General features: G+C 40.1%; 26 protein-coding genes and 1 other annotated feature. Of the genes, 13 read left to right on the top strand and 13 right to left on the bottom strand.

Annotated features, from left to right (window positions below; genetic code table 11):
- The first annotated feature begins 153 nt into the window (after positions 1-153).
- Positions 154-418: a binding site (T-box leader), on the top strand.
- Between the two features lie 55 nt (positions 419-473).
- The 3 genes from NSQ52_RS03280 to NSQ52_RS03270 all read left to right on the top strand — a co-directional run bounded on the left by NSQ52_RS03280 (position 474) and on the right by NSQ52_RS03270 (position 3,768).
- Positions 474-2,135 carry a 2-isopropylmalate synthase gene (locus NSQ52_RS03280; RefSeq protein ID WP_342473912.1) on the top strand — a complete coding sequence of 554 codons (1,662 nt, stop codon included), beginning with the start codon at positions 474-476 and terminating at the stop codon, positions 2,133-2,135.
- Positions 2,136-3,194 (top strand): helix-turn-helix domain-containing protein, encoded by a 1,059-nt coding sequence (locus tag NSQ52_RS03275; RefSeq protein ID WP_342473911.1) that lies wholly within the window; start codon positions 2,136-2,138, stop codon positions 3,192-3,194.
- An 88-nt stretch (positions 3,195-3,282) separates the two neighbouring features.
- The gene (locus NSQ52_RS03270) at positions 3,283-3,768 is read left to right on the top strand and encodes a YbaK/EbsC family protein (RefSeq protein WP_256689053.1); all 486 of its coding nucleotides are present in this window, start codon (positions 3,283-3,285) and stop codon (positions 3,766-3,768) included.
- Between the two features lie 82 nt (positions 3,769-3,850).
- Here NSQ52_RS03270 and guaA read toward each other — a convergent pair whose 3' ends face one another.
- The 5 genes from guaA to NSQ52_RS03245 form a co-directional block, all read right to left on the bottom strand.
- Complete coding sequence (gene guaA / locus NSQ52_RS03265; RefSeq protein ID WP_017366723.1) at positions 3,851-5,392, bottom strand: glutamine-hydrolyzing GMP synthase; 1,542 nt, start codon at positions 5,390-5,392, stop codon at positions 3,851-3,853.
- A gap of 185 nt (positions 5,393-5,577) precedes the next feature.
- Complete coding sequence (locus NSQ52_RS03260) at positions 5,578-7,785, bottom strand: transglutaminaseTgpA domain-containing protein (RefSeq protein WP_342473910.1); 2,208 nt, start codon at positions 7,783-7,785, stop codon at positions 5,578-5,580.
- A 9-nt stretch (positions 7,786-7,794) separates the two neighbouring features.
- Positions 7,795-8,985, bottom strand: coding sequence for a DUF58 domain-containing protein (locus NSQ52_RS03255; protein WP_342473909.1), 1,191 nt, complete (start codon positions 8,983-8,985; stop codon positions 7,795-7,797).
- Positions 8,982-9,944: a MoxR family ATPase gene (locus NSQ52_RS03250; protein WP_017366721.1), complete on the bottom strand. Its 963-nt coding sequence runs from the start codon at positions 9,942-9,944 to the stop codon at positions 8,982-8,984. The genes NSQ52_RS03255 and NSQ52_RS03250 overlap by 4 nt, the downstream gene beginning before the upstream one ends.
- A gap of 102 nt (positions 9,945-10,046) precedes the next feature.
- Positions 10,047-10,946 carry a cation diffusion facilitator family transporter gene (locus tag NSQ52_RS03245; protein WP_008344349.1) on the bottom strand — a complete coding sequence of 300 codons (900 nt, stop codon included), beginning with the start codon at positions 10,944-10,946 and terminating at the stop codon, positions 10,047-10,049.
- 482 nt (positions 10,947-11,428) lie between these two features.
- Here NSQ52_RS03245 and gabP point away from each other — a divergent pair, with 482 nt between their 5' ends.
- The 3 genes from gabP to NSQ52_RS03230 all read left to right on the top strand — a co-directional run bounded on the left by gabP (position 11,429) and on the right by NSQ52_RS03230 (position 15,086).
- Positions 11,429-12,817, top strand: coding sequence for a GABA permease (gene gabP, locus NSQ52_RS03240; RefSeq protein ID WP_024719380.1), 1,389 nt, complete (start codon positions 11,429-11,431; stop codon positions 12,815-12,817).
- Between the two features lie 97 nt (positions 12,818-12,914).
- The gene (locus tag NSQ52_RS03235) at positions 12,915-14,444 is read left to right on the top strand and encodes a multicopper oxidase domain-containing protein (protein ID WP_024719379.1); all 1,530 of its coding nucleotides are present in this window, start codon (positions 12,915-12,917) and stop codon (positions 14,442-14,444) included.
- A 267-nt stretch (positions 14,445-14,711) separates the two neighbouring features.
- Positions 14,712-15,086, top strand: coding sequence for a carboxymuconolactone decarboxylase family protein (locus NSQ52_RS03230; RefSeq protein ID WP_045034410.1), 375 nt, complete (start codon positions 14,712-14,714; stop codon positions 15,084-15,086).
- Positions 15,087-15,303: 217 nt separating this feature from the next.
- Here NSQ52_RS03230 and NSQ52_RS03225 read toward each other — a convergent pair whose 3' ends face one another.
- The gene (locus NSQ52_RS03225; protein ID WP_039170027.1) at positions 15,304-16,353 is read right to left on the bottom strand and encodes a hypothetical protein; all 1,050 of its coding nucleotides are present in this window, start codon (positions 16,351-16,353) and stop codon (positions 15,304-15,306) included.
- Positions 16,354-16,426: 73 nt separating this feature from the next.
- Positions 16,427-16,795: an RlpA-like double-psi beta-barrel domain-containing protein gene (locus tag NSQ52_RS03220; RefSeq protein ID WP_003213878.1), complete on the bottom strand. Its 369-nt coding sequence runs from the start codon at positions 16,793-16,795 to the stop codon at positions 16,427-16,429.
- A 210-nt stretch (positions 16,796-17,005) separates the two neighbouring features.
- Here NSQ52_RS03220 and NSQ52_RS03215 point away from each other — a divergent pair, with 210 nt between their 5' ends.
- The 3 genes from NSQ52_RS03215 to NSQ52_RS03205 all read left to right on the top strand — a co-directional run bounded on the left by NSQ52_RS03215 (position 17,006) and on the right by NSQ52_RS03205 (position 18,956).
- Complete coding sequence (locus tag NSQ52_RS03215) at positions 17,006-17,680, top strand: hypothetical protein (RefSeq protein WP_041093255.1); 675 nt, start codon at positions 17,006-17,008, stop codon at positions 17,678-17,680.
- Positions 17,681-17,999: 319 nt separating this feature from the next.
- Positions 18,000-18,467, top strand: a complete 468-nt coding sequence (locus tag NSQ52_RS03210; protein ID WP_017366718.1) for a hypothetical protein — start codon at positions 18,000-18,002, stop codon at positions 18,465-18,467.
- A gap of 138 nt (positions 18,468-18,605) precedes the next feature.
- Positions 18,606-18,956, top strand: a complete 351-nt coding sequence (locus tag NSQ52_RS03205; protein WP_178929651.1) for a DUF4064 domain-containing protein — start codon at positions 18,606-18,608, stop codon at positions 18,954-18,956.
- Between the two features lie 30 nt (positions 18,957-18,986).
- Here NSQ52_RS03205 and NSQ52_RS03200 read toward each other — a convergent pair whose 3' ends face one another.
- The gene (locus NSQ52_RS03200; RefSeq protein ID WP_178929652.1) at positions 18,987-19,430 is read right to left on the bottom strand and encodes a hypothetical protein; all 444 of its coding nucleotides are present in this window, start codon (positions 19,428-19,430) and stop codon (positions 18,987-18,989) included.
- A 237-nt stretch (positions 19,431-19,667) separates the two neighbouring features.
- Between NSQ52_RS03200 and NSQ52_RS03195 the strand changes: the two genes are divergently transcribed.
- Positions 19,668-20,204 (top strand): hypothetical protein, encoded by a 537-nt coding sequence (locus NSQ52_RS03195; RefSeq protein WP_045034406.1) that lies wholly within the window; start codon positions 19,668-19,670, stop codon positions 20,202-20,204.
- 145 nt (positions 20,205-20,349) lie between these two features.
- Here the strand turns inward: NSQ52_RS03195 and NSQ52_RS03190 are convergent, their stop codons facing one another.
- The 5 genes from NSQ52_RS03190 to groES all read right to left on the bottom strand — a co-directional run bounded on the left by NSQ52_RS03190 (position 20,350) and on the right by groES (position 24,320).
- Positions 20,350-20,955 (bottom strand): FMN-binding negative transcriptional regulator, encoded by a 606-nt coding sequence (locus NSQ52_RS03190; protein ID WP_342473908.1) that lies wholly within the window; start codon positions 20,953-20,955, stop codon positions 20,350-20,352.
- Between the two features lie 20 nt (positions 20,956-20,975).
- Positions 20,976-21,494, bottom strand: a complete 519-nt coding sequence (locus NSQ52_RS03185) for a GNAT family N-acetyltransferase (protein WP_178929654.1) — start codon at positions 21,492-21,494, stop codon at positions 20,976-20,978.
- Positions 21,495-21,515: 21 nt separating this feature from the next.
- The gene (locus NSQ52_RS03180; RefSeq protein WP_039170043.1) at positions 21,516-21,968 is read right to left on the bottom strand and encodes a MarR family transcriptional regulator; all 453 of its coding nucleotides are present in this window, start codon (positions 21,966-21,968) and stop codon (positions 21,516-21,518) included.
- Positions 21,969-22,344: 376 nt separating this feature from the next.
- The gene (gene groL, locus NSQ52_RS03175; RefSeq protein WP_007496015.1) at positions 22,345-23,979 is read right to left on the bottom strand and encodes a chaperonin GroEL; all 1,635 of its coding nucleotides are present in this window, start codon (positions 23,977-23,979) and stop codon (positions 22,345-22,347) included.
- Between the two features lie 56 nt (positions 23,980-24,035).
- Positions 24,036-24,320: a co-chaperone GroES gene (gene groES, locus NSQ52_RS03170; protein ID WP_003214120.1), complete on the bottom strand. Its 285-nt coding sequence runs from the start codon at positions 24,318-24,320 to the stop codon at positions 24,036-24,038.
- A gap of 230 nt (positions 24,321-24,550) precedes the next feature.
- On the opposite strand from groES, the gene NSQ52_RS03165 reads away from it, so the two are divergent.
- Genes NSQ52_RS03165 through NSQ52_RS03155 form a run of 3 tightly spaced genes read left to right on the top strand, consistent with a single transcriptional unit; the run spans position 24,551 to position 26,160 of the window.
- Positions 24,551-25,285 carry a CPBP family intramembrane glutamic endopeptidase gene (locus NSQ52_RS03165; RefSeq protein WP_045034403.1) on the top strand — a complete coding sequence of 245 codons (735 nt, stop codon included), beginning with the start codon at positions 24,551-24,553 and terminating at the stop codon, positions 25,283-25,285.
- Entirely contained in the window at positions 25,282-25,476 is a 195-nt protein-coding gene (locus tag NSQ52_RS03160; RefSeq protein ID WP_017366710.1) for a YdiK family protein, read from the top strand. Before NSQ52_RS03165 ends, NSQ52_RS03160 begins: the two co-directional genes overlap by 4 nt.
- Positions 25,477-25,533: 57 nt before the next feature.
- Positions 25,534-26,160, top strand: coding sequence for an NUDIX domain-containing protein (locus tag NSQ52_RS03155; protein ID WP_041506696.1), 627 nt, complete (start codon positions 25,534-25,536; stop codon positions 26,158-26,160).
- Positions 26,161-26,185: the final 25 nt, after the last annotated feature.

The raw sequence follows: 26,185 nt of genomic DNA, 5'->3' as shown, positions 1-26,185 counted from the left end.
ACACGCTAGTTATTCTAGAATTCACTTTCACCATTAAAACAGAAGTAAAATAAAGATCGGACACCCGTAGGACAAAAAAAATCAATTAAAAAGAATATCCCTACCACTATCTCTTTTTTGTCATCTTGGTATAATAGAAAAAATCAGAAAAATGAGAATGCGATGATAAGGAATAGTATTTGCCGAAATGTTTTCAGAAAGTTGCTGGTTGATGAGAAGCAATAACATAAAGGCAGGGAACTCACCTTAGAGTAGCCTTAGTGAAATGAAAAGGATTGATGTAGTTAAGGTCGGCACCCCGCCGTTATACGGGAAGGATATAAGATATAACAATCTGTATCCGAATAAGGGCATGATAATGTATGGTTATCATGAAACAGGGGTGGTACCGCGTAAGAAGAAGTCTTTCGTCTCCAATGAAAATATTGGAGATGAAGGACTTTTTTTATTCTATTTACTAGGAGGAATCGATGATGTTTAACCACAAAAAATACGAAAAGAAATACTTTTTGCCACCGAACCTTACTTATGATTGGGTGAAGAAAGAAACATTAGAAAGTGCTCCGATATGGTGCAGTGTGGACTTGCGGGATGGAAATCAAGCATTACCTATTCCTATGAACTTAGAAGAGAAATTGGAAATGTTTCAGTTACTAGTAGAGATAGGTTTTAAAGAAATTGAAATCGCATTTCCAGCTGCTAATGATACGGAGTTTAAGCTATTACGGACACTGATTGATCATCATATGATTCCAGACGATGTCACGATTATGGTGATCACGCAAGCGAGAGAGCATATTATCCGCCGAACCTTCGAAGCCATTAAGGGGGTACCGAAAGCGATTGTTCATTTATATAATTCGACGTCAGAAGCGCAGCGCAGACAAGTATTTAAGAAAACAAAAGATGAAATTAAACAAATTGCCATTGATGGCGCTATTTTAGTAAAAGAACTGGCCGAAAAAACAAAAAGTAACATTTATTTTCAATATAGTCCTGAAAGCTTTCCAGGAACAGAAGTGGATTATGCATTAGATATTTGTAATAGTGTTTTAGATATTTGGAAACCGACACCACATCATAAAGCGATCATCAATATTCCGACAACAGTTGAATATTCAATGCCTCATATCTTTGCAAGTCAGATTGAGTATATACACAAAAATTTGTCTTACCGAGACAGTGTGACATTATCTGTTCACCCTCATAATGACCGTGGCTCTGGGGTGAGTGATGCAGAATTTGGTGTGCTAGCTGGTGCAGAAAGAGTCGAAGGGACATTATTTGGTATCGGTGAACGTACAGGGAACGTAGACTTGATTACCTTGGCGATGAATATGTATTCACAAGGTTATGATCCACAATTGAATTTCAATAACCTAGAAGCGATTCGTAAAAAATATGAAAAACTAACAAAAATCACTGTTCATGAGAGACAGCCATATTCTGGTGAGATGGTTTTCACCGCATTCTCTGGGTCACATCAAGATGCGATATCTAAAGGTATGAAATATAGAAAGGAACATCATGTTGATAAATGGGACGTTCCGTATATCCCAGTAGATCCAGTTGACTTGGGGAGGAATTATCAAACGGATGTAATTCGAATCAATAGCCAGTCTGGAAAAGGCGGCATAGGCTATATCCTAGAAACAAATTATGGCATTCAACTTCCTTATCAAATGAATGAAGCCATGGGATATGCAGCGAAGAAAGTATCTGATCAGACAAATAGGGAATTGTCTGTCGAAGAAATATATCATGTTTTTGAAGAACAGTATGTTGATTTTCACCCTCATTTCCAGCTGCTTGATTATCAATTTCATAAAGGAGAGAAGCAAGAAGTCACCTTAACTTTGCTGAGAGATCATCAGCAAATAGACATACAAGGAACTGGCACTGGAAGTTTAGATGCAATCAGTAATGCGTTAAAAGCACATTTTCATCTCGAGTATGATTTGGAAGTCTATGAACAGAATTCTTTGGGCAACGATTCTCAAGCAAAAGCCTGTGCACAGGTTGGTATTTCAAATCAAGGAAAAATGCATTGGGGTGCTGGAATTGATAAAGATATTATTGAAGCAACAGTAAAGGCCCTGGTGGTTGCAGTAAATAAACTAGAGGTTTGGATGTAGATGGAAACAGATAAACTTGAAAAACATGAAGCAATGCAATTTTTAAGAGAATATAACGAACAAGAAATCTTTTATCAACAATACCAACAGAAACAGCATGACAAACAATCATTGCAATTATTTTTGAAGGATTATGATCAAAACAATTTCATGCAAAAGCAAATATATATAGAAGAATTTTTGCTAAAAGGGCAGAACGAATTTGAAAAAGAGGATACCATGTGGTTAGGTCAGGAGAAAGATATCGAAGTGAGAAAGTATAGCCGTTTTATGCCTCAATTGTCGGCTATCCATGATTTCTTTGAGATGATCTATGTTCTGGAAAATGAGATGTATGTAGAAGTGGAAGATAAAAAAATCGTTTTAAAATCAGGAGATATTGCCTTTATTCCACCTGACACAATACACAAGCCACTTGTAATGGAGAATACAATCGCAATACAAATCATGATCCGTAAAAGTACTTTTCAAAAAGTGTTTTTTAAAATGTTAAAAGGAAATCATGTCATTTCAGAGTTCTTTTTGAATGCATTGTATATAAAAGAAAATAAACATATTCTTATTTTCCATAGTCACTTGGATAAAAATTTGCTAGACTGCTCTCTTCAACTATTTATAGAAAATCATAATCGATTTCCTAGTTACCAGTTGATTATGAATAATTTGTTTGAGATATTATTATGTCTCTTATTAAGATTCAAACCAAGTCATATGAACGTCATTCAGGTCAAACAATATAGTGATATACGTATGATTCAAATGCTTCAATATATTCAGCAATGTTGTGAGCATATAACAATTCAGGAGATGGCAGAGGAATTTAACCTTTCACAATCTTACCTGTCTAAATATATAGCTCGTAAACTCGGCAAATCATTTCGTGAGATTCGACAAGAAATAAGATTGGACAAAGCCTGCGAAATGCTAACCGGTAGTAATTTACAAGTGGATCATATTTCGGGAGCCGTTGGTTATCAAAATGTAGAGCATTTCATTCGTTTATTTAAGAAAAAGTACCATCTAACACCACATCAATATCGTTTAAATAATAGAACATAATGAGCAGAATGTATGACACTTATCTTTAAAGTAAAATTTCAAAATCAAGAAAATGTCAAATCAATACGAATAAAAAGGAGACATCATCATGTCAATCAAGAAAGTAAAAGATTATTTTAAACAATATGAGATGGATACTCGAATTCAAGAATTTTCAGTATCTAGCGCAACCGTAGACTTAGCTGCTTCTGCATTGGGCTGCGAACCTGAAAGAATCGCAAAAACACTCTCCTTTCTAGTAAATGGACAAGCTATTTTAGTTGTGACCTCTGGCGATGCAAAAGTTGATAACAAAAAATTCAAAGAATATTTTAAAACAAAAGCGAAAATGCTGCCTCCTCATGAGGTCGTTGACTTGGTCGGTCATGAAATTGGCGGAGTATGTCCTTTTGCTATAAAGAATGGCGTTTCTGTTTATTTAGATATGTCACTCAAACGTTTTGAGACAGTCTATCCAGCCTGCGGCAGCAGTAACAGTGCTATTGAACTCACAATCAAACAACTAGAAAAACACTCCGGTTATACACAATGGATTGATGTGTGTAAAGGATGGAATGATGAATTCATACAATAAAATGGAAGGAAAAAGTGCTGCAATTAAACATAAAAAAGAGCTAGAAACCCTTGATACACAAAGGTTTCTAGCTCTTTTATAACTATTCCCACTCAATCGTAGCAGGCGGCTTACTCGTAATATCATACACCACGCGGTTCACATGCTTCACTTCATTCACGATACGAGTCGAGATCTTTTCAAGTACATCCCAAGGGATTCTTGCCCAGTCACTCGTCATACCGTCAATAGACGTAACAGCACGGATACCGATTGTGTAATCGTATGTTCTTGCGTCACCCATGACACCTACGCTGCGGATGTCTGGGAGAACTGTGAAGTATTGCCAGATGTCGCGCTCAAGGCCGAAGTTGGCAATTTCTTCGCGTAGAATCGCATCCGATTCACGGACGATTTCTAGTTTTTCTTCAGAAATTTCACCTAGTACACGGATTCCTAGTCCTGGACCTGGGAATGGCTGTCTCCATACGATGTCGTCTGGAATACCTAGCTCTGACCCTAGAGCACGAACTTCATCCTTGAATAGTGTATTGAGTGGCTCAATCAATTCAAACTGCATGTCTTCTGGAAGACCGCCAACGTTGTGGTGAGATTTGATTGTTTGTGCCGTTGCTGTTCCACTCTCAATGATGTCTGTGTAAAGTGTTCCTTGTGCTAAGTAGTCGATTCCTTTAAGCTTGTCCGATTCGTCATCGAATACATAAATGAATTCGTTACCGATGATTTTACGTTTTTGCTCAGGATCAGACACACCTTTTAGCTTGTTTAAGAAGCGATCTTTCGCATCTACTTTAATCACGTTCATGTTGAAACCTTCGCTAAATGTTTTCATAACCCCTTCTGCTTCGCCTTTGCGAAGAAGACCGTGGTCAACGAAAATACATGTCAGCTGATCACCGATGGCTTTGTGGATCAATACAGCCACAACAGATGAATCTACACCGCCGCTTAGTGCGCACAATACTTGTTTGTCGCCTACTGTTTCACGGATTTTCTGCATTTCGATTTCAATGAAGTTCTCCATTGACCATTTGCCATCGCACTCACATACGCCGAAGACAAAGTTCTTCAATAGATCATTTCCGTACTCAGAGTGACGTACCTCTGGGTGGAACTGAACGCCATAGAAATTCTTCTCAGCTAAGCTCATCGCTGAGTTTGGACAATGTGCACTTGTTGCATCAACTGTAAAGCCTTCTGGTACTTCAACGACAAGGTCACCATGGCTCATCCAAACGACTTGATCCGTTGGAAGGTCTTTGAATAAAGCAGGTGTTCCGTTAATATGAATGTCTGCTTTTCCATATTCACGCTGGCTTGCCGCTTCTACTTTCCCACCTAAATAGTGAGTCATCAGCTGCATGCCGTAGCAAATGCCTAGAACTGGAATGCCTAGATCAAAAATCTTTTCGTCACAACGGAAAGATCCTTCATCATATACACTGTTTGGTCCACCAGAAAGGATGATTCCTTTCGGCGCCATTTCTTTAATTTCTTCAGCAGTTAAAGTGTGCGGATGAAGCTCACTGTACACACCAAATTCACGAATACGGCGAGTGATCAGCTGATTGTACTGACTACCGAAATCGAGAACCAAAATCATTTCATTTACTAAATTTGTCATGGTGTCACCTCTATGTCCAATATAGTTTTTATAAACGCACAGAAAAAATGAGAGGAGAAAACCTGCTCTCAGTGTAAATCACGCTTTTGAAGCGCCCAGACTCACATCCGAACGCTTCAATTTCATGTATTTTAGAAGGTTTTAATATTCACCTATTCTAACAACAGGAAGGTACGGGGTCAAGACTATCTCCTGTTTATTAAATTTTCCCATAACTTCACCGACTGCCGCCAAAGCGCCGACGCATCTTCTTGTCGATAGAGCGCCCGCTCATAGAACTGCGTTAGCTCAGACATGTGATGATTCCCTTCCTTGTCATCGATCAAAGAAGCAAATTCTCTTAGCGTCATGCCTGGCTTTTTCTCGATCCCTCTGCGCCTTAGCTGTTTTAATAGAGCAGCATATGCGTAGAAAAAAGCTTCCTCATCTGGCAGACGTTTTACCTTTCTCACAATAAAGATTGGCAGCCATCTTGCTCTGAACCGGTAAAGCATCCAGCCTATAAATCCAAGAAAGACAATCACACCTGCTGCGTAGCCCAAGATTGAACCAACATGAACCATACTTGGCTTCGCTTTAGCTGCTTGTTCCTCTTGTTTTGCCGCCTGTTCTGGTTCTTGTTGCTGCGGCTGTTGTGTCTGCTCGTTTTCTTGTTGATCAGATGCGGGCTGATCTTTTTCATCCTGTTGATCATCTGTTTGGTCGTTGTTAGCCGTGGTTTCATTCGTAAATGTCTCTGGGTTCGTGAACCCTTTTGTCGGTTCAAAAGTCACCCAGCCACGGTTTGGAAAATACACCTCTACCCATGAATGCGCATTGTTATTGGTCACTTCATACACATTGTTTCCATCCATCTGTGTTTCATATAATTGACCTGACGTGTACCCTTTCACCCATCTCGCCGGAATTCCAATCGAGCGAAGCATGACAATCATCGAGGTTGAAAAGTTATCACAATAGCCAATCATTGTGTCAAATAAGAACTGATCCACATAGTCTTCGTTACGCCCAGGCACAGCGACATTTTGGGTTTCATATGAAAACTTCGCAGATCCTAAATAATCCTCAATCGCTTTTGCTTTATCATACATATTATCCTTCGTTTCCGTTAAGCTGTTCGCCAATGTTTTCACACGCTCTGGCAGCGAGGATGGGAGCTGCAAGTATTCACGTCCGACCTGCTGGTTCACTTGCTGCTTGGTCGGTACTTTGATCCGCTGCAAGTCCTCTAGGATAAATGTAGGTGATAAGAAGCTGACTCGATAGTTCCCTAAATTTTTAGGCGTGTTTTGAGTGGACGGGACAATTTTCTCCGTTTTGCCCATCATTTGCAGTGGAATGTTTTCCATTGGCGTCAGCATAACCGTACCAATCGGATAAACAGCATGATTAAATCGATAATTTGATTCCATATCGACTCTCGTTTCATGCTCCTCTGTTTTCACGCGATTGGTAAACCACTGGTTCGGCACTTCATTCCCTTTTAACCGAGTAGGTTTCGTATCATTTGAAGCATCCTCCCAGCCTTTCCCCGTGTAAATACTTTTTGTTTCTACACGAAAATAAGACGGCTCTTTTCCGCTCCATTTAAATACCGGTGTACGGTCCTCACTAAACGGTCCCCCAAGCGACGAATCATCCGCACTATATCCCACCTTATTCTGCCCGGCAGAACCATCTTGATTCGTGACCGCTTTAAAAAACGGGACAGGGTCAGGCCATTTCGGATCAGATTTTGGCAAAGAAGCACCGAGTGATGCTGATACAAGAACAAGTGCCAGCATGGGTAAGAACCAATTGAGACGAGCTTTCTGTGACACCCGCACACCTTCAGCCAAACGAAGCCGGTCGAAATAGAGCAGGCCAAGCAAACAAAAGCCAAATACCATAATTCGAACGATCGCAAAAGTCGCATCATAAGGTGTAAACGTATCAAGAATCGTGACATATACAATCGTCATCAGTAAAAAGAAAAAGATACGCTGCTGATACACAACCCAATAATGAAGCAAATAAACAAGTAGCCAAAGCAAAATATAAAACAACAATGTGCGGAAAGACGGATACATGTCACTCCACATGCCCATGCTCATCAAAGAAATATTATCTTTAATATCAGCAAACAGCGCAGGCAGATAACTTGGCTCTGATTGATAAAAAATCAAATATAATGCGAGCAAGATCAATCCAGCACAAATAGGAAACGTCACATACCACTTCAATCGAAAGAACGTAAACAAACACGTAAGCCCTATAAAAATGATGAAATAAGACGTATGACTCGTCTCTGTAAAATCTTGAAGCGGACGAAGCCACTCCCAAAGCAGCAGAAATGCGACAGCATAATAGATGAACAACTCAAAACGGCTTTGCCGCTGATGCATATGCAGCATAAATGTTTGTCACCTCACAGTTCTTTCGTGCAGCCGGTCCTCAAATAAAAGGGTCGTGTGTATCCCAGAAGCTTTAAGCCGGTCCACAAGCTGTTTTTCTTTTGCCGTCAATCGATCAACGGCTCTCTTCACTAAAAGAACAGTGATGTTCTTTCTGTTTCGATTCCCAAGTAAAATGGCAGCAAGCTCTTCTTGCAGATGACCTGTCACCACATACTTTCCTGTCTGTTGGTGCTCACTCGCTGTTAATGATTGATAATCAGGTGCACGAGAAGGCTGATACTGCACCTTTGTTAAATAGTAGAGCATGTCCTGTAAATGCCACTCTCCTTGATCCACTCGAAATAAGTGCTGATCCCCAAGCGGGACAAGGCCTACCGGCACCCCTTTTTTCACAGCCGTTTGCAGAACCGATGCGGCCATAGACACAATCGTTTCAAAAGCGGCTTCATCTGTAAAATCAGCAAACACCACCAGATCCTTTGTCTGATTCTGTTCAAACTCCTTCGTCATAAGCTGACCTCTTCTAGCTGTTGTCTTCCAGTCCACCCAAGCGAAACGGTCTCCTTGCTGGTATTCACGCACACCTGTTGTCACATTTGTCGGTTCATTTAACCAAGAGTGCAACGCTTTGCCTCCATTTTCATTCACCGATGCAGCAGATTCAACAGGAATATCCAACATTTTCGGATACACAAGCAATGTTTTCTCTAGTGGAAGAATCACTTCTTTTTCAACAAACCCAAACATATCACCCGTTTTAATTCTAACCGCCGTCAATTGATGCTCTCCCCGCACAATGTCATTGAATTGATACGAAAATCGCCACGTTTTCCGAAACCATGGAAAGATCATTCGCTTCATTTCAATTTGTTCCTGCAAATGAAAGGTATCCGGCGGTTCATCCTCAAGTATGGCGTACACGTACGGAAATAAATTCGTCCGCTTGATTTCAAGGTCAACAGACAGCACATCCCCTGCCTTTAACCGGGTATGCTGTAATGTCCTTTTGGCTGTTGCACGAAGTGGAACAAGGGCAAACAACAAAGCATACAAAGCATATGGTGAAAATGCATAAAAAAGGAACCAGCTCACAAAGCCGCCCTGAAACATGGCATAGCAAAAGGCTGCTGCTGTAAGGAGAAGGAGCATAAACACCCGTAACCATAGTGAAAAAGCGAAACGGTCACGTGACTTCATTGAGTCATCGACTTTTGAACTGGTACGCCAATATGCTCAATCATCTGTCGCAGCAGTGTCTCCGCCTTCTTCCCTTCATATGTTGCTTCTGATGTCAAAATCATGCGATGCGGCAATGTATAAGGCGCCAAATACTGTACATCATCAGGAATCACATAATCCCGCCTGTTCAACAGCGCATACGCCTGAGCCGCTTTCATCAATGCAATTGAACCCCTTGGGCTCACGCCTAAATAGACAGACGGATGATTTCGCGTCGCTTGGGCGATTTCGACAATATATTCTTTAATCGATGCATCCACATGTACGGTCTGAACCGCTTGCTGCAAAGCATGGATATGATCTTTTGTCATGACTGCCTGAAGCGTGTCAATTGGCGATTGTTTCTCCTGCAAATTCAGCACCTCAAGCTCCTCCAGCATGGTTGGATACCCCATCTGCAGCTTGAACAAGAAACGGTCCATTTGCGCCTCTGGAAGTGGATAGGTTCCCTCATACTCCACTGGATTTTGCGTAGCCATCACAAAGAAAGGATCTGCCAGCGGCATCGTTTCTCCGTCCACTGTGACACTGCCTTCTTCCATCGCTTCAAGAAGGGCTGATTGTGTTTTAGGAGAGGTTCGGTTGATTTCATCAGCCAAAATAATCTGCCCCATAATCGGTCCTTGTCTAAATTCAAACTCGTTTGTCTTTTTATTATAAATCGACACACCTGTTACATCTGAAGGCAAAAGGTCAGGCGTAAATTGGATTCGCTTAAACTCACACCCAATGGATTTTGCAAGAGCACGAACCATCATGGTCTTCCCAACGCCAGGCACATCCTCTAATAGCACATGCCCCTTCGCCAAAATCGCAACAAGGCTTAATATCGCAATATCTTTTTTCCCCACCATCACTTTATTGATGTTATCTACGATTTTTTGTAAATCTGAATGCATCGGTTCATCAAATGCCATCCTGATCCTCCTATCACGTTTCCGTCAATTTTCATATAGTCTAACTTTACCATACAACACGCATTTGCATGAAACATCAACACGTAGAAAAAAGAAGCCTTCTCACGATGGAAAAGACTTCTGCTCCTCTTTAGGCTCACTTGCTGGTTCCATATGAACATGAGAGTGTAGAATATCATGTTCCTGCTTCATTCTGCGTTCAATTTCATCTGCAATATCATGGCTTTCTGCGATGTTTAAATGCGGTTCTACTTCAACGACCACATCCACATGGACGGTGCTTCCAAGATAACGAGCTTTAATGTCTTTCAAATCGCCCACTCCTGGTGTCGCTTCAATCGTCTCTTTATATTTAGACATATCTTTTATATGAAAACCGTCCGTTAACGAATGAGACGCATCTCTGAAAATCTCCCACGCCGTTTTACAGATAATTAAGCCAATCACAAACGCAGCAAGCGTATCAACCCACGCCAGCTGAAATTGAGAGGCGATAATTCCGACAAACGTCCCGATACTCACATAAGCATCTGATTTATTATCAGCCGCTGCCGCATATAGCGCCTGGCTATTAATTCGTTTAGACAGTTTACGGTTATACATATACACACCATACATCACAACAGCACTTCCTGCTGCCGTCCAAGCTGCAATCATATCAGGCGTTTGATGCTCTGATGAGAAAAGCGACTGGCCTGCACTCAGCAAAACCTGAAGCCCGACAAGCATCATAATAAAGGAAGCCACAAGTGACGCAATATTTTCAGCTCTAAAATGACCGTATGGATGATCCTCATCAGGTGGCTTCTGAGAAATACGCAACCCAATTAATACGGCAAGCGAAGCAATGATATCTGTCGTATTATTCAAGCCATCTGCGGAAAGGGCTTCTGAATGAAACACATACCCAATGATCAGTTTGACAGCAGATAAGATCACATAGGCTATAATGCTGACCCAAGCACCTGTTTCACCTTGTCTTAATTCGTTGTAGCGCTCCATACCGAACAGCGCCTCCTCACACATTACTTTTCTATATTTATCTTACAAAGCCAAGCCCGTGTGGGTCTACAGCAACATGATTCGCTTGAATCAGCAAAATAGGATACATGGAAATGTGTTGACCTAAGCAAACTTATTTTTATAAGGTCAATTGACCTCAAGACCTACTCCCATCAATGTTTTTCAAAACCACCCCGAAAAATGAAAAAGAACAAAATCACTCTACTATCTAATTGTCAGAATAGTTTTATTTTAAAACACAACTTTTCTTTCTTCCTTCTTATGCTATTTTTAAGAATGGGCAGAGGAAAATGAGGGAACATAATCTCTCAAATCCTTTATACTTTTTAACATCATGTTAAGAGGTTTGAAATGTCAGTTTGATAACCTGTCCAATGCTGAATGACAATTCAGTATGATAAAATTTAAAATATTCTAAAAACAAACTCTTGAATAAAAGAGAAATGTTTGGAGGTAAAGAAATGTCCAACATGACAAACGGTCTTCAAAAAAACCTTAAGACAAGACATATTTCAATGATCTCCATTGCCGGGGTCATTGGGGCAGGGCTATTTGTTGGTAGTGGTGCTGTCATTCATTCTGCAGGGCCTGGATCGATTCTTTCCTATTCATTTGCCGGACTTCTGGTCATCTTTATTATGAGAATGCTTGGAGAAATGGCATGTGCCTATCCGACAAGCGGCTCTTTCTCACAATATGCGAGCGACGCCATAGGCCCGTGGGCCGGATTTACAATCGGCTGGCTTTACTGGTTCTTCTGGGTCATCGTCATCGCCATTGAAGCCATTGCCGGTGCTGCCATTATTCAATATTGGTATGGAGATGCACCTGTTTGGCTCACAAGTCTTATCCTCACAATCCTCTTAACTTTGACAAATATCTTTTCTGTTAAATCTTTTGGCGAATTTGAATATTGGTTTTCATTGATTAAAGTCGTCAGCATTATTCTCTTCCTACTCATTGGTTTTGCATTTATCTTTGGTTTTGGCGGTCATCATACTGCAGGTCTTGCCAATTTAACGGGGAATGGCGGTTTCCTTCCAAACGGATTCGGCTCTGTACTCCTCGGGATTGTCGTTGTCATCTTTTCCTTCATGGGAACCGAGATTGTGGCAATTGCCGCAGGTGAATCAGCAGACCCTGTCAAATCTGTGACAACAGCTACCCGTTCAGTTGTATGGCGTATCATTGTTTTCTACGTCGGGTCGATCGCCGTCGTTGTCACTTTACTCCCATGGAATTCAGCGAATATTTTAACAAGTCCGTTCGTTGCAGTATTAGAATACATCGGTGTCCCATCAGCCGCCCAAGTCATGAACGTCATTGTTTTAACAGCCGTTCTTTCTTGTTTAAACTCCGGCCTATACACAACGTCCAGAATGCTTTATTCATTAGCAGAAAGAGGCGAAGCACCAAAACGTTTTATGAAAATCAGCAAACGCGGTGTCCCTGTAGCAGCGACAGTCGCAGGTACCTTCTTTTCCTATATTGCCGTCATGATGAACTACTTTTACCCTGAAACCATCTTTCTATTTCTAGTCAATGCCTCTGGTGCCATTGCACTTCTTGTCTACTTGGTCATTGCCGTTTCACAATTAAGAATGCGTCGTAAAATTGAAAAAGAAAACCCAGAACAACTCAAAATCAAAATGTGGCTGTTCCCATACCTTACGTACTTTACCATTTTGGTCATCTGCGCCATTTTGGCCTCTATGCTGTTTATCGAATCGATGAGACCTCAGCTCATACTGACAAGCATCATTACCATCGGTGTACTAGCCGCCTACTTCATCTTTAAACCGAATAAAAAAGTGCCTGCAAGTGCAGCGCTTGAAAATAAACACCCTTAATTCTCCCGCTGAAAAGCGGGTTTTTTTATTTTATTCACCTATTTGGATGTCCGCACTTATAATGTATCAAATTGATTTTAAGTGAGGATTAGTCAACATGAACCTAGAAAAGTTTGTTGACGAGCTGCCAATTCCAGAAGTCGCAGAGCCCGTCAAAAAAAACCCAAGACAAACGTATTATGAAATCGCTATGGAGGAGGTGTTCCTAAAAGTTCATAGAGATCTGCCCCCAACCAAGCTATGGACCTATAATGGCAGTTTGCCGGGTCCAACCATTAAAGCGAATCGAAATGAAAAGGTCAAAGTGAAATGGATGAACAAATTGCCGCTGAAACACTTCCTTCCTGTCGATCATACCATTCACGCTGGACATCATGATGAACCCGAAGTCAAAACAGTCGTTCACCTGCATGGGGGCGTGACACCTGCAAGCAGTGACGGTTATCCGGAGGCTTGGTTTTCGCGAGACTTTGAAGCGACCGGCCCCTTCTTTGAACGAGAGGTTTACGAATACCCTAATCACCAGCAAGCATGCACATTGTGGTATCACGATCATGCCATGGCATTAACACGATTAAATGTATACGCCGGATTAGCTGGCTTTTATTTGATCTCAGATGCGTTTGAAAAATCACTCGAATTACCGAAAGATGAATATGATATCCCTTTAATGATCATGGACCGGACATTCCAGGAGAATGGCGCACTGTTTTACCCAAGTAGACCAAATAACACACCAGAAGATAGTGACCTTCCAGATCCCTCCATCGTGCCATTTTTTTGCGGGGAAACGATTTTAGTCAATGGAAAAGTATGGCCATATTTAGAAGTAGAGCCTCGAAAATATCGTTTTCGTATCTTAAACGCGTCCAATACAAGAACTTACGAGCTTCATCTAGATAACGACGCCACAATCTTACAAATTGGATCTGATGGTGGCTTTTTGCCAAGACCTGTTCATCACCAATCTTTTAGCATTGCACCTGCTGAACGTTTTGATGTCATCATCGACTTCTCAGCTTACGAAAACAAAACGATTGTTTTAAAAAATACGGCAGGTTGCGGTCAGGATGTCAATCCAGAAACAGATGCGAACATTATGCAATTTAAAGTCACTCGTCCGCTCAAAGGAAGAGCAGCTAAAACATTGCGTCCGATCTTCAAACCACTGCCACCGCTCCGGCCGAGCCGAGCTGATAACGAGCGAACGCTAACGCTTACTGGCACACAAGATAAATATGGGCGCCCGATTTTATTACTAGATAACCGGTTTTGGAATGATCCTGTCACGGAAAATCCTCGACTTGGTAGTGTAGAGGTATGGAACATTGTCAACCCAACAAGGGGCACACACCCTATTCATTTACATCTTGTTCAATTTCGGGTGATTGATAGAAGACCATTCGATACAGACATCTATCAATCAACTGGTGAAATCGTGTACACGGGACCAAATGAAGCGCCTCCTTTGCATGAACAAGGCTACAAGGATACAATTCAGGCGCATGCCGGTGAAGTCATTCGCATCATCGCTCGGTTTGTCCCATATAGCGGACGATATGTGTGGCATTGTCACATTTTAGAACACGAGGATTATGACATGATGCGGCCGATGGATATCATTTAGTAAATATGAAACCTCCTCTCTCTTAATTGCGTAATATGAAAAGGGCTAACAGCTTCTATATATTAGCCCTCTATTTTCTTTTCAATCTCCATGAGAAAAAACGAACAATGTATCGCATGAATGGCATTTTTTTGAACATTCCACACTTAAAAAGTTGACGAAGTAAACCGATAATACTACTATATACCCATTACCTCTATCAAAAGGCACTTAAGAAACCAAGCACGAACAAATAGAAAATCGTCATAAAAAACGGAGGAGTTCAATTTGAATGAAGAAAAAGAGACTTGCCAGGTCAAGCAAGAAACAGTGGCAGGTAACAGGGAGAAGCTTTCAATTCATGAAAACGAGAGCATTCGATCAAACATTGAACAACTAACAATTGAACTCGGTGAACAAAAAGAATTCAATCACTTCATATTAGATGAAAAACAGAAGACCATCAGCACATTATCGGCTCTCATTGCAAAAGGTGATTGTGATGAAGAGTTAAAAGCTCATTTTGTACAAGCATTACATATCGGGCTCTCTGTTATAGAGATTATGGAGATCATTAAGCACTGTACAAAGGTTGCAGGATTCCCTCATTCCATTAATGCCTTGTTTATTTTTCAGAACTTACTAGATGAAAACAATAAATAAATAAGAGAAAACGAGAAGTCTTCTGTCCTCTCGTTTTTTTATTTCCACTTACTTTACTCTCTTACGCTGATTCTGTCACAGTAGCAAAATATCAAAATACCACTCATTTCCTTGCTTAAAAAGTGATGTTCATTTCACAAACCGCATTTTTCACCGACACATCCCATGACAAAATAAAAAAACGTCCAGTTATATAAAATAACTGAACGCGCACCTTTTACCGATTGACAGTGAAATTGTTAACAATCCCGCCTTCTTTCTCCCAAGCGGTTTCTACTGTTTTCTTCTTAATATCATATTCAAAAATGGTTCTGACCTTCGCCTTTCGTCCTGTGTCATCCTTTAATTCCTTTGCGTTCTTTGCAACACCTAAGAAATAAACAGATGTACCATCCGCAGAAAATTGCGGCTGGGCAGCACTTAAAATACGCACATCTTGGCTGTTTTTAACGAGTGTCTTTGTTTTTCCTGTATCTACATCCATCACCTTAATAGATGATACTTCTTTTTCATTTCGAACCTTCACTTCTGTATAAATGAGTTTTTTATGATCTGGTGAAAAAGAAATATCATTGATGGTTTGAGAAATACGTGCAATTCGCTTTCCCTTCTCACCTGTTTGAAGGGTAATCTTCATGGTCGTTGGTTCAGGATCCATTCCTTTTTCATTTGCCTCATCCGTCTTTTTATAATCCTCTTTTAACGAATAATGCTGAATGGCCAACAGATTTGATGCTGGATCATAAGCAAAAGAACTCACCGTATCATCATCACTTTTTTCTGGATATAACACTTTCACTTTCTGTGTTTTCAAATCAAAAGACGCTACATAAAATTGCTCACCTGAATCCTTGTTATACCTTAGATATAACTGTTTGCCGTCACCAGAAAGTCTCATACTGTCGATTGAATCGTCACTCGTAAAGAGCGTTTTTTCTTTATCCGTTTTCACATTCAATTCCCGTATACTTACTTTTTGTGTGTCTTCATCTGTATACGTGTAATATAAAAGCTGCTTCGCCTGATCATAAGCAATTGAAGGATATGCTGTCAGTTTCTCTGTATGAAGCGCCTTGTCATGCAAGTAATAAGTATTGTTTAACTTTTGATCCGTAAATGAAACAAGCAATTCGTCTTTTGCATCTTGATTTGTTTTCACTTTTCCTGCATGTTTTGCCTCTTGCCCCGGCTTCATCATGAAGAAGATGACGGCCGCAATCACTACGACTCCAATTACTGTGATGATCCACCATGTTGATTTTTTCATTGACTTTCAGACCCTCTCCACAAGAAAAGAAGCCAGAAAATGAACTTTTCCCGCTTCTTTGCATGCCTATGTATTAATAAGTGTAATGCCCTTTGACGACACCTTTACTTGTTTTATACCCAAGTGCTTTGAATGCTTTCGGACTTACGTCTAATACTGCGTTTGGCATTCTACCTACATCATATTTATATACTGTAATCACTTTATGTGGTTTCGCTTTTGTTGTCACTCTTAGTTTTGTACCTTTTTTCGGTACGTCAAATCCCATTTTCGTTGCTGCATCCCAATGACCGAGTTTTTTTCCATCTGCGCCTTTTTTACCGACACCATTATACCATGTAATATTGCCGCTTACTTTTTTTGCACTTGCTCCATGTGAGAAACTAAACGCTAAAAATAAACTAGCTACTGTTACGATTGTCGCGATAAGCTTTTTATTCATTAAAAAATCCTCCGTATTTGGTTTCTGACCCTATTATACATGAAGATGCACCCAGTTATTTTACAGTCACATTACAATTCGAATACAAGTTGACCACTTAATGACCGATTTTGTTCATAAATTTCACCAAAAACAGCCAGAACATTGTCAGTAGATCCCTCCCTTTTGTTTTATATAATAGAAATGAATCAAAGATAAGGAGGAATTTTCATGAAAAAGTGGTTCATCGTTTTGAGTGTAAGTTTGACCTTCGTATTGATGCTTTCAAGTATTCCTGCCTCTGCGGCTGGTCCTCGTCACGGCGCCATCGTGACACAAACGGATGAAGCCAAATGGTCAGGTATCTCGGCTGATATTGTGCTGCCAAAAACAGCCACTATTAAAAATGGCTATGCCGACTGGTATCTTGGTCTCGGTTCTGCCGTTGTTGAGAGCGGGATTTCAAAAACATCTTCTGGTTATAAGGTATTCCTGGGCACCGGCTCCCAAGGCGGCAGTCAATATTGGAACAGCGAATACGATTCAAGTATTAAAGATGGTGCACGTGTCAACTTAAAGCTCATCAACAATGGTGATGGCACAGTGTCACTATACGTCAACGGGAAACTGCGTTATAAACAGCCTGTTTTCAACCCTAGTCGTCTGAAAGACCTCGATGTCGTCAAAATGGTACACGGCGTACAAGATAATGGAACAAACAGCTACTCGCAAGCAAGCTTCTCTAATGTACAGCTTCGTGCAAATACATCTGGAAGTGTCTATAAAAAATGGGACGGCACCGTCAAATCATCTCTTTTACGCAAAAATCTAGAATCTGGTGCTCCGGCTCCAAAATTCACAGTCATTTCGTCTATCCCACTTAGTACAACCCTTTCAGCACAATAAAACACGAGCACCCAACTTTGGGTGCTTCAAAATTGCTGACAAAGAGCTAAAATGATTTTATTTTAGCTCTTTGTCTTCTTTTCAGCGTGCAAGAAAACCTTTGCAGTCTAGGAAGGGCGAGCACCGGCGCGGAGCGAATTTGACATTCGTGAGCACCGGCGCGCAGGCCTGACACCGAATGCGAGGGTTTGTCTACACGCTGGAGCACCCATTTGGGTGCTTTTGATTGTTCACAGCTTATCAACACTTCTCTTTTAATCAAAACATCAATTCGTGGTAACATAAGCATACATACTTTGAAGAACAAAGGAGAAAGAACGTGAGAAAAAGTCTACTTGTTTTCATGAGTCTTGTTGCAACCTTCTCTATCCTAGCAGCTTGCTCAAATACGGCAAAAGAAGAAAAAACAGAATCTACGGCACTTCCAACGATTAATGAACGCATTCAAAATGAAACGAAAGAGGTCATGGAGCAGTCTAAGCTCGTAAAAGACACAGCGATCACCGTTGATCAAAAGAAAAAAGTCATTTCCTTAAACGTGACGGCTTCATCTGAGACCAATAGTGATTACGCTGAAGTCATTGGTTTGAACTTTGCCAAAACACTAGCTATTGGTGCATCCACTGAAAAGGAAAACAACCTGCATAAACCGGAAAATGACAGCCTCGGCGCCCTCTACTCCTTTTATGACCTAAACATTACCGTGAAACAGGAAAACGGAAAAGTACTGGCAAAAGGAAAGAAAACAACAAATGAAACAAAAATCACTTGGGAAAGAGCCCAATAACCGGACAAGAAAATCCTTTATGGATTTTCTTCTTTTTTTTAACAAAACTATTAACATTATGAAAGAAATGCCGATTAGTAAGATTGTGTTGGTTCTTAAGTACCAATAATTCTTATGTACATAACGGAGGAAAGTATTATGAAAAGAACGACAGAATTTGTTTTAGGTTTAATTGGAGGTATTTTTGGATTTTTCGGTGCAATGTTTGCCATTGCCTTTGGAGGACTCGATGCGGCATTTAGTGAATCAGGTACGAGTCAAATCACAGGATTAGGCTGGGCAGCGATGCTTTTCTCTATTCTTGCTATTGTGGCATCTGTTATCGTGAAGAAAAAAGCAAAGCTTGGCGGGATTTTATTATTAGTATCTGCTGTTGGTGGTATTATTTCTATTTCTATGTTCTTTATCCTTCCAGCTGTATTAATCCTCATCGCAGGATGCATGGGTGTGTTTAGAAAAGAGCCTGTCGTCAATAACACAACTGCATAAAAATAGAGAATAAAGCTTGTAGAGATTGCTCTACAAGCCTTTTCTCTCTACTTTTTGTAATTCATATTGAATGACATCAACTAACTCTATTATGTTTTCATCTGTCCAAAGATCCAATATAAACAATATATCATCCATCATGTGTGACAAATCTTCCTTGCACATCAATTCTTCTTTGTAAGCAGGGACAATAAAGAAATAGAGTAGGTCAGCCAATTCAAGAGCGACACTTACATCTTTTTCATCCATGATGGCTTTATGCAAAGAGTAGATCAGCCATTTAAGGTCTTCATGATTTTCAATAGGAACATACATCAATTGATGAATTTCATCTACTTTCCTTTCCTTTAGAATCCTCTCAGCAAATTCCTTTGAAAGAGCCCCAACTGTATTTGAAGATATATTCAGAAACGAGAATTCATGTTGTTCCTCTCTATTAACCATCTTGATTGACGAACCATCCATTTTAATCACTCCCAATCTCTTATAATAATTCTATTATAAGGAAATTCAAACTCGTTTTAAGTCATCAGAAGTGGATTTTATGTAATTTTAAGCTAACTGGTTTATCAAAAAACCACCCAAAAACAATTATTTTCTATTTTTATCATTTTTTGTTGATTTAAAGGTTCTTTTATCCTATTATAATAGTCATGGTCAATATATAAGTGCAAGACGCTTATATAAATTAAACAAAAGGGGATTTTCATTTTGAAGAAATTATATGCTTTATTTTTAGCTTTAGGGCTAACATTTACACTGGCTGCTTGCGGCTCAACAGAAGATGTGTCTACAGGTGCATCTAAAGAAAAAGAGTCTACTAGCACAAAAACACAATCAAAAAACAAAAAAGATGATGGTTCAAAGAAAATAAATGCTAGCAAACACAAAACAACTGCTCAAGGAATGAAAGTAAACCTTGGCGAAATTAAAATTATGAAGGATAGAATCAATGTAGGAATGAATATCGAAAATACGACAGATAAAGTTCTAAACTTCTATCCAGACCAAGGTAAAGTTGTAGCTGGAAGCATGCAATTAGATGCGAATATGTTTATGACTGATGGCGATATTGGTGGCGAAGTTGAAGGTGGCGTTAAACAAGATGGTGTTATTCAATTCTTAGCTCCTGAAGGCAAAGAGATCAACATTAAAAACATCAAAGAATTAAAGCTGAAATTTGGAAATGTCACAACTGACGATTACATGAATAGTAAAGATGTGACCTTCACAGTAAAAGTAAAATAAACTTTCGCTATTGCCCTTGAATAATGAGGGCTTTTTTATTTATCACATTAAAAAACACTTTCCGAAAAGAAAGTGTTTTTGTTTATAAGTAACGATTCATTCATTTTAATACTTCATAAGAATAACTGATTTTTCGAGAAGTCTCTTACATGGAACTCTTTTTCATCGTAGCCGCCATTTCCACTTCACCCTCTGCTTCCAGCTGTTCAATAATGCGAGCATAATCTCTTTCATGGCGATTTTGGCTTAACTTAAAAGCAGCTTGAACTTCATTAATGATGATTTTGAAGCCCACAATCCCTTTCATTTGTTTCTCTAGCAGTTCCTCAGATAACGTATCCCATAACACTGGCTGATCTCTATGACTTTCATATGTCTCCAGCATCGCTGTTAATTCCTTGACCAGTTCTGATTTTTCGAGCAGTGCAGCCTTTCCATATACATGTACAGCTTGATAATTCCACGTCGGTACGGCTTCTTTCTCATACCATGAAGAGGATATGTAAGCATGCGGCCCTTGAAAAATGACGAGCACCTTCTCGTTCTCTTCAAACGTTTTCCACTGAGGATTTCCAATCGCCATATGCCCTGAGATCACATACGAATCGCCAATTTGATGAAAACTCACTGGAATATGGGTCGCAATGGGCTTTTCATTCGTTGTCGTCACAACTGTAGCAAATGAATGTGATTGAATAAATGATTTGATTTTTTCCATATCTTTCACTTGAAAAAATGATGGTATATGCATGTCCCCTTCCCCCTTTTTGATCATCTCAATGTTTTGGTCATAATGAAGTCCATTTGCTCCTCGTCCCCCATTTGGAAAGCATGCACTCCTGTTTGAACAAACCCAAGCTTTTGATAAAATGCCATGGCGGCTTTATTATGCTCCCACACACCAAGCCAAACATCACGTTTATGATGTTTCTCTGCAATTTCAAAGGCTTGATTCATTAAATATCGACCTAATCCTAGTTTATGAAAGGACTGTTTGATATAAATGCGTTCAATTTCTAATGTGTCATCACCCATCTCTTCTGACTGTGCATCGTCCATATTGACCTTTAAATAACCAGCAAGGCGCCCATTTACTTGAACAAAATAAAATTGTGAAAAGGGATGTTGTAATTCTTTTAACAGCTGGTTCGAATGAAAAGCTGTCTTCACATATGCGTCGATATGCTCCGCCTTGTTTTGCTCCTGAAACGTTTCTATAAAAGTCTCGATTCCGATTTTTTGCAGCTCTTTTATATGTTGTTCATTACACCGAATGAGCGTGACGGTCATGAAGTAACCCCTCCTTAGTCATTAGTAGCTTCTCTTTTTGCCTTTTTTCACATCTTCCCAATCTTTTTCGATATTCTTTCGCACCCTCAAAAGATACTGATAAATCTGTTCCGCTTCCTCTTCAGAAAACCCATCCAGCGCTACCCGATTTGAATGATCATGTTCTCGTTTGATCATTGGATAGACGGCTTTCCCTTTCTCAGTTGGAAACAATTTCTTGATTTTTTTATTCGCTGAGTCATGTTTCTTCTCAATAAATTCATGCAGCTCTAATTTTTGAATAGCCCGAGCAGCCGTAGTTCGATCCACCTTAATCATTTCCGCTAGTTTTTCCTGAATGATGCCAGGCTCCTCACAAATACGCACAAGATACAAATACTGCCCCTTCGTTAAATCATACTCTTTAAATTCAATATTACTAATGGAATCAAGCGCGCGAGCAATCACGCCGATCTCCCGCAAAATTTCTTTCATATACCTCGACTCCTTTTATTGCATTTACAACAAATAACTAAAGTTAGTATAATTGATTAATGTTGTATTTACAACAAAAAACCCACTTCTTAATTGAAAGTGGGTTTTCAACTCTTTCTTTATTTATCACGCCTCTTCGATCCAAACAATCCAAACACGACCGCCAGCGCAACAATAATCGCCACCCAAGTCGTAAAGCCCATATGATCACCGCTTTTCTTTTGAAAATCATCTCTTTATGTTAGATAAAACCCAAAAAATCACTGTTTCTTTAGTTAACGGATGTAAAGCGGTGAAGGTTTCAATTCATTTAACGCTCTTAACCAAAAAATAGACAAAACAAAAACCCCTATATTTCAAGGGGTTTTCGGGGGTGTTACATCATTCCACCCATTCCGCCCATGCCGCCCATATCCGGCATTCCGCCGCCTGAGCCGCCTTCTTCTGGTTTGTCAGCTACGACTGCTTCAGTTGTAAGAAGCATAGCTGCTACAGAAGCTGCGTTTTGAAGTGCAGAGCGAGTGACTTTTGTTGGGTCAACGATTCCTTTTTCGATCATGTTTACCCATTCGTTTGTTGCTGCGTTGAAGCCTACGCCAATTTCTTCGTTTTTCAAGCGCTCAACGATGACTGATCCTTCAAGACCTGCGTTGTGAGCGATTTGACGAATTGGCTCTTCAAGAGAACGTAGAACGATGTTCACACCTGTTTGAACGTCACCATCAGCTTCGATGGAAGCGACTTTGTTGTATACATTCACAAGTGCTGTACCACCACCGGATACGATACCTTCTTCAACTGCTGCACGAGTTGAGTTCAGTGCATCCTCAATGCGTAGTTTACGTTCTTTTAGTTCTGTTTCAGTTGCAGCACCAACTTTGATGACAGCAACGCCGCCAGCTAGTTTTGCAAGACGTTCTTGTAATTTTTCTTTATCGAATTCAGAAGTTGTTTCTTCTACTTGCGCACGAATTTGGTTCACGCGTGCTGCGATTTGAGCAGAATCTCCTGATCCTTCTACGATCGTTGTGTTTTCTTTTGTAACAACCACTTTAGACGCACGGCCAAGCTGACCAATTTCAGTTGATTTCAGGTCAAGTCCTAGGTCTTCTGTGATTAATTCCCCGCCTGTTAGAACAGAGATGTCTTCAAGCATTGCTTTACGACGATCACCGAATCCAGGTGCTTTTACAGCCACTGCGTTGAATGTTCCACGAAGTTTGTTCACAACAAGTGTTGCAAGTGCTTCGCCTTCTACATCTTCAGCAATGATCAATAATGGTTTTCCTTGTTGCACGACTTGCTCAAGCACAGGAAGGATTTCTTGAATGTTTGTGATCTTTTTATCAGTGATTAAGATGTAAGGATTTTCAAGAACCGCTTCCATCTTATCAGAATCAGTGACCATGTATGGTGAAGCGTATCCACGGTCAAACTGCATTCCTTCAACCACTTCAAGCTCAGTTGTGAAACCTTTAGATTCTTCAATTGTGATGACGCCGTCGTTTCCTACACGCTCCATCGCTTCAGCAATTAGGCTGCCGACTTCTTCATCTGCTGCAGAAATAGACGCAACTTGAGCAATTGATTCTTTACCTTCGATTGGTTTAGAAATCTCGTGCAAGCCTTCAAGTGCTACTTTCACTGCTTCTTCGATCCCTTTACGCACACCAACAGGGTTTGCACCAGCTGTTACGTTTTTAAGACCTTCACGGATCATTGCTTGAGCTAGAACTGTTGCAGTCGTTGTACCGTCACCAGCTACATCGTTTGTTTTGCTTGCAACTTCTGCCACAAGTTTTGCACCCATGTTTTCAAATGCATCTTCTAATTCGATTTCTTTTGCAATCGTTACACCATCATTTGTGATAAGTGGAGAACCGAATTTTTTCTCAAGAACCACGTTACGTCCTTTAGGTCCTAAAGTTACTTTTACAGCATCTGCAAGTGCATCTACACCACGTAACATCGCACGACGTGCTTCTTCACTGAACTTAATATCTTTTGCCATAATAACGAAACCTCCTCAGTCTTTTTAGAAATATATCTCAATCTTTGTTTATGTGATTAACCAATAACAGCTAAAATGTCGCTTTCACGAAGGATTAAATATTCTTTTCCTTCATATTTCACTTCAGTACCTGCATATTTTGAGAAGATAATGCGGTCGCCTGTGTTTACTTCTAACGCAACGCGCTCACCACTTTCAAGTACACGACCTGAACCTGCTGCAACAATTTTACCTTCTTGCGGTTTTTCTTTTGCAGAATCCGGTAAGACAATACCGCTAGCGGTTTTTTCCTCAGATTCAACGAGTTCAATGATTACGCGATCGCCTAATGGCTTTAACATAAGAAACAACCTCCTCAATTTTTATATGTAGTCTTTTTTTAGCACTCATCATCAACGAGTGCTAACACATTTATTATAATAAAGAATGTCTTCTGTAATTTCAAGTAAAAACCTTTAAAAATTTTTACGCTTTCATGATCTTTTTTTATCACCGATTCTTTCCTTTTCAACGAAAAAGAAGACTTGTGTTACAATAAATCTAGTTCTTTTAGTAAAGGGGTTTTCGTTACTTGAAAAAACAATATTGGTACATCATCTTAACGTATATATTGGTGCAGGTTTCTGCGATTCCTTATGTGTTCATTATGAAATGGTTAGGATACATTCAGACACCGATGACACAAGCAGAGCTCTCTGAATTGTCAGGAACCTGGACAATCATTAGCTTCTGTGTCGGATTAATCATTATTCTGCTCATTCTTCGGACTGTGCCAAAAACATCACTTCGAAATGAAGCACCGGCATCAGTCGGCGTGGCAATCGCTTGGATCATTGGCGGTTTCTTTCTTTCCCTCTTTGCACAATCCATTGCGGGGGCGATTGAACAATATGCATTTGGCATTAGCCGAGAATCCGAAAATACTCAAAACATTTTAGCCATTATGGATGCAGTTCCATGGCTTGTAATCGTCATCGCTCTGATTGGACCGATATTAGAAGAAATCATTTTTCGAAAAATCATTTTTGGTGTGGTTTATGAAAAAACGAATTTTTTCATTGGCGCACTTGTCAGTTCAGTGGTTTTTGCTGCTGTACACAATGATTTCCCACATATCTTGCTCTATACCGCAATGGGCTTTACATTTGCCTTTTTATATGCGAAAACAAAACGAATCATTGTGCCCATCGGTGCTCATATGCTGATGAATTCGCTCGTTATCCTTGTGCAGATTGAGCCAGTAAGAAAAATGATTGAAGAACAATCTCAAACAATGCAAATGATTATTGGAGGCTTTTTCTCATGAGAAACCCTGTCGTATGGGGCATTATTTATTTTGCCGTAGGTGTGGCGTTCACCTATATGGCCATTCAAAATCCAGGTGACATGTGGTCATTTTACAGCATTTTGCTGATGGTGTTTGCGGCCTATAATATCAATATCGCGTTAAAAATGTTTGCTTTTTCTGTCAAAATGAAAAAACAGCAGCAAAAATAAAGCAAAAACCATTTTCCGCCGTTTGGAAAATGGTTTTTTTATGGAGGTCATGTTTTCATGGAACACGAAAAACTGAACATCATGAACAATCAGCATGAAACGATTGGTACAGCCGCTCGATCTGATATCCATGCTGAGGGCCTTTGGCATGAAACCTTTCATTTCTGGCTTTTAAAAAAGGAAGATGACACAGTGTTTCTCTATTTTCAGCTGAGGAGTCCCTCCAAAAAGGATTTCCCTTCTCTACTTGATATCACAGCAGCAGGCCACCTTCTCGCAGATGAACAGCCTTCTGATGGCATCAGAGAAGTCGAAGAAGAGCTTGGTCTTTCCATCTCGTTTGAGAACCTTACCTTTGCTGGTGTTATTAAAGATGAAATCCATATGCCTTCGTTTACCGATCGTGAGTTTTGCCATGTGTATTTTTATATGGATCAAAAAGAGCACATGGATGTCCATCTACAGAAAGAAGAAGTTGCTGGACTTTATAGAGCAAGGTTGATGGATGCACAGCAGCTTTTAAGTAGAGAATGCGAAAAAATGAACATCGAGGGCTTTGAAGTGGATGCAGACGGCAAGCGACGTGAGGAAAAGAGAGAGGTCCGTGTACATGATTTTGTCCCGCATCAACCTGCCTATTATGAGCATCTCTTTCAAGCAATCAATCAATTTCTTTCACAATAGAAAAAGCATCGTGACCCCTATTTGG

It is taken from the genome of Bacillus sp. FSL W8-1141, assembly GCF_038593205.1.
Classification (GTDB): domain Bacteria; phylum Bacillota; class Bacilli; order Bacillales; family Bacillaceae; genus Bacillus; species Bacillus altitudinis.
This window is presented reverse-complemented; position numbering and strand designations above follow the sequence as displayed.

Bases quoted from the DNA above. Each gene is read 5' to 3' on its own strand.
- NSQ52_RS03155 (WP_041506696.1), top strand. From the start codon at position 25,534: ATGGAACACGAAAAACTGAACATCATGAACAATCAGCATGAAACGATT.
- NSQ52_RS03275 (WP_342473911.1), top strand. From the start codon at position 2,136: ATGGAAACAGATAAACTTGAAAAACATGAAGCAATGCAATTTTTAAGA.
- NSQ52_RS03280 (WP_342473912.1), top strand. From the start codon at position 474: ATGTTTAACCACAAAAAATACGAAAAGAAATACTTTTTGCCACCGAAC.
- NSQ52_RS03250 (WP_017366721.1), bottom strand. From the start codon at position 9,944: ATGGCATTTGATGAACCGATGCATTCAGATTTACAAAAAATCGTAGAT.
- NSQ52_RS03190 (WP_342473908.1), bottom strand. From the start codon at position 20,955: ATGCATATACCATCATTTTTTCAAGTGAAAGATATGGAAAAAATCAAA.
- NSQ52_RS03180 (WP_039170043.1), bottom strand. From the start codon at position 21,968: ATGAAAGAAATTTTGCGGGAGATCGGCGTGATTGCTCGCGCGCTTGAT.
- NSQ52_RS03205 (WP_178929651.1), top strand. From the start codon at position 18,606: ATGAAAAGAACGACAGAATTTGTTTTAGGTTTAATTGGAGGTATTTTT.
- NSQ52_RS03220 (WP_003213878.1), bottom strand. From the start codon at position 16,795: ATGAATAAAAAGCTTATCGCGACAATCGTAACAGTAGCTAGTTTATTT.
- NSQ52_RS03215 (WP_041093255.1), top strand. From the start codon at position 17,006: ATGAAAAAGTGGTTCATCGTTTTGAGTGTAAGTTTGACCTTCGTATTG.
- NSQ52_RS03245 (WP_008344349.1), bottom strand. From the start codon at position 10,946: ATGGAGCGCTACAACGAATTAAGACAAGGTGAAACAGGTGCTTGGGTC.
- groL (WP_007496015.1), bottom strand. From the start codon at position 23,979: ATGGCAAAAGATATTAAGTTCAGTGAAGAAGCACGTCGTGCGATGTTA.
- NSQ52_RS03185 (WP_178929654.1), bottom strand. From the start codon at position 21,494: ATGACCGTCACGCTCATTCGGTGTAATGAACAACATATAAAAGAGCTG.
- NSQ52_RS03255 (WP_342473909.1), bottom strand. From the start codon at position 8,985: ATGAAGTCACGTGACCGTTTCGCTTTTTCACTATGGTTACGGGTGTTT.
- NSQ52_RS03270 (WP_256689053.1), top strand. From the start codon at position 3,283: ATGTCAATCAAGAAAGTAAAAGATTATTTTAAACAATATGAGATGGAT.
- guaA (WP_017366723.1), bottom strand. From the start codon at position 5,392: ATGACAAATTTAGTAAATGAAATGATTTTGGTTCTCGATTTCGGTAGT.
- NSQ52_RS03225 (WP_039170027.1), bottom strand. From the start codon at position 16,353: ATGAAAAAATCAACATGGTGGATCATCACAGTAATTGGAGTCGTAGTG.
- NSQ52_RS03260 (WP_342473910.1), bottom strand. From the start codon at position 7,785: ATGCTGCATATGCATCAGCGGCAAAGCCGTTTTGAGTTGTTCATCTAT.
- NSQ52_RS03235 (WP_024719379.1), top strand. From the start codon at position 12,915: ATGAACCTAGAAAAGTTTGTTGACGAGCTGCCAATTCCAGAAGTCGCA.
- gabP (WP_024719380.1), top strand. From the start codon at position 11,429: ATGTCCAACATGACAAACGGTCTTCAAAAAAACCTTAAGACAAGACAT.
- groES (WP_003214120.1), bottom strand. From the start codon at position 24,320: ATGTTAAAGCCATTAGGCGATCGCGTAATCATTGAACTCGTTGAATCT.
- NSQ52_RS03160 (WP_017366710.1), top strand. From the start codon at position 25,282: ATGAGAAACCCTGTCGTATGGGGCATTATTTATTTTGCCGTAGGTGTG.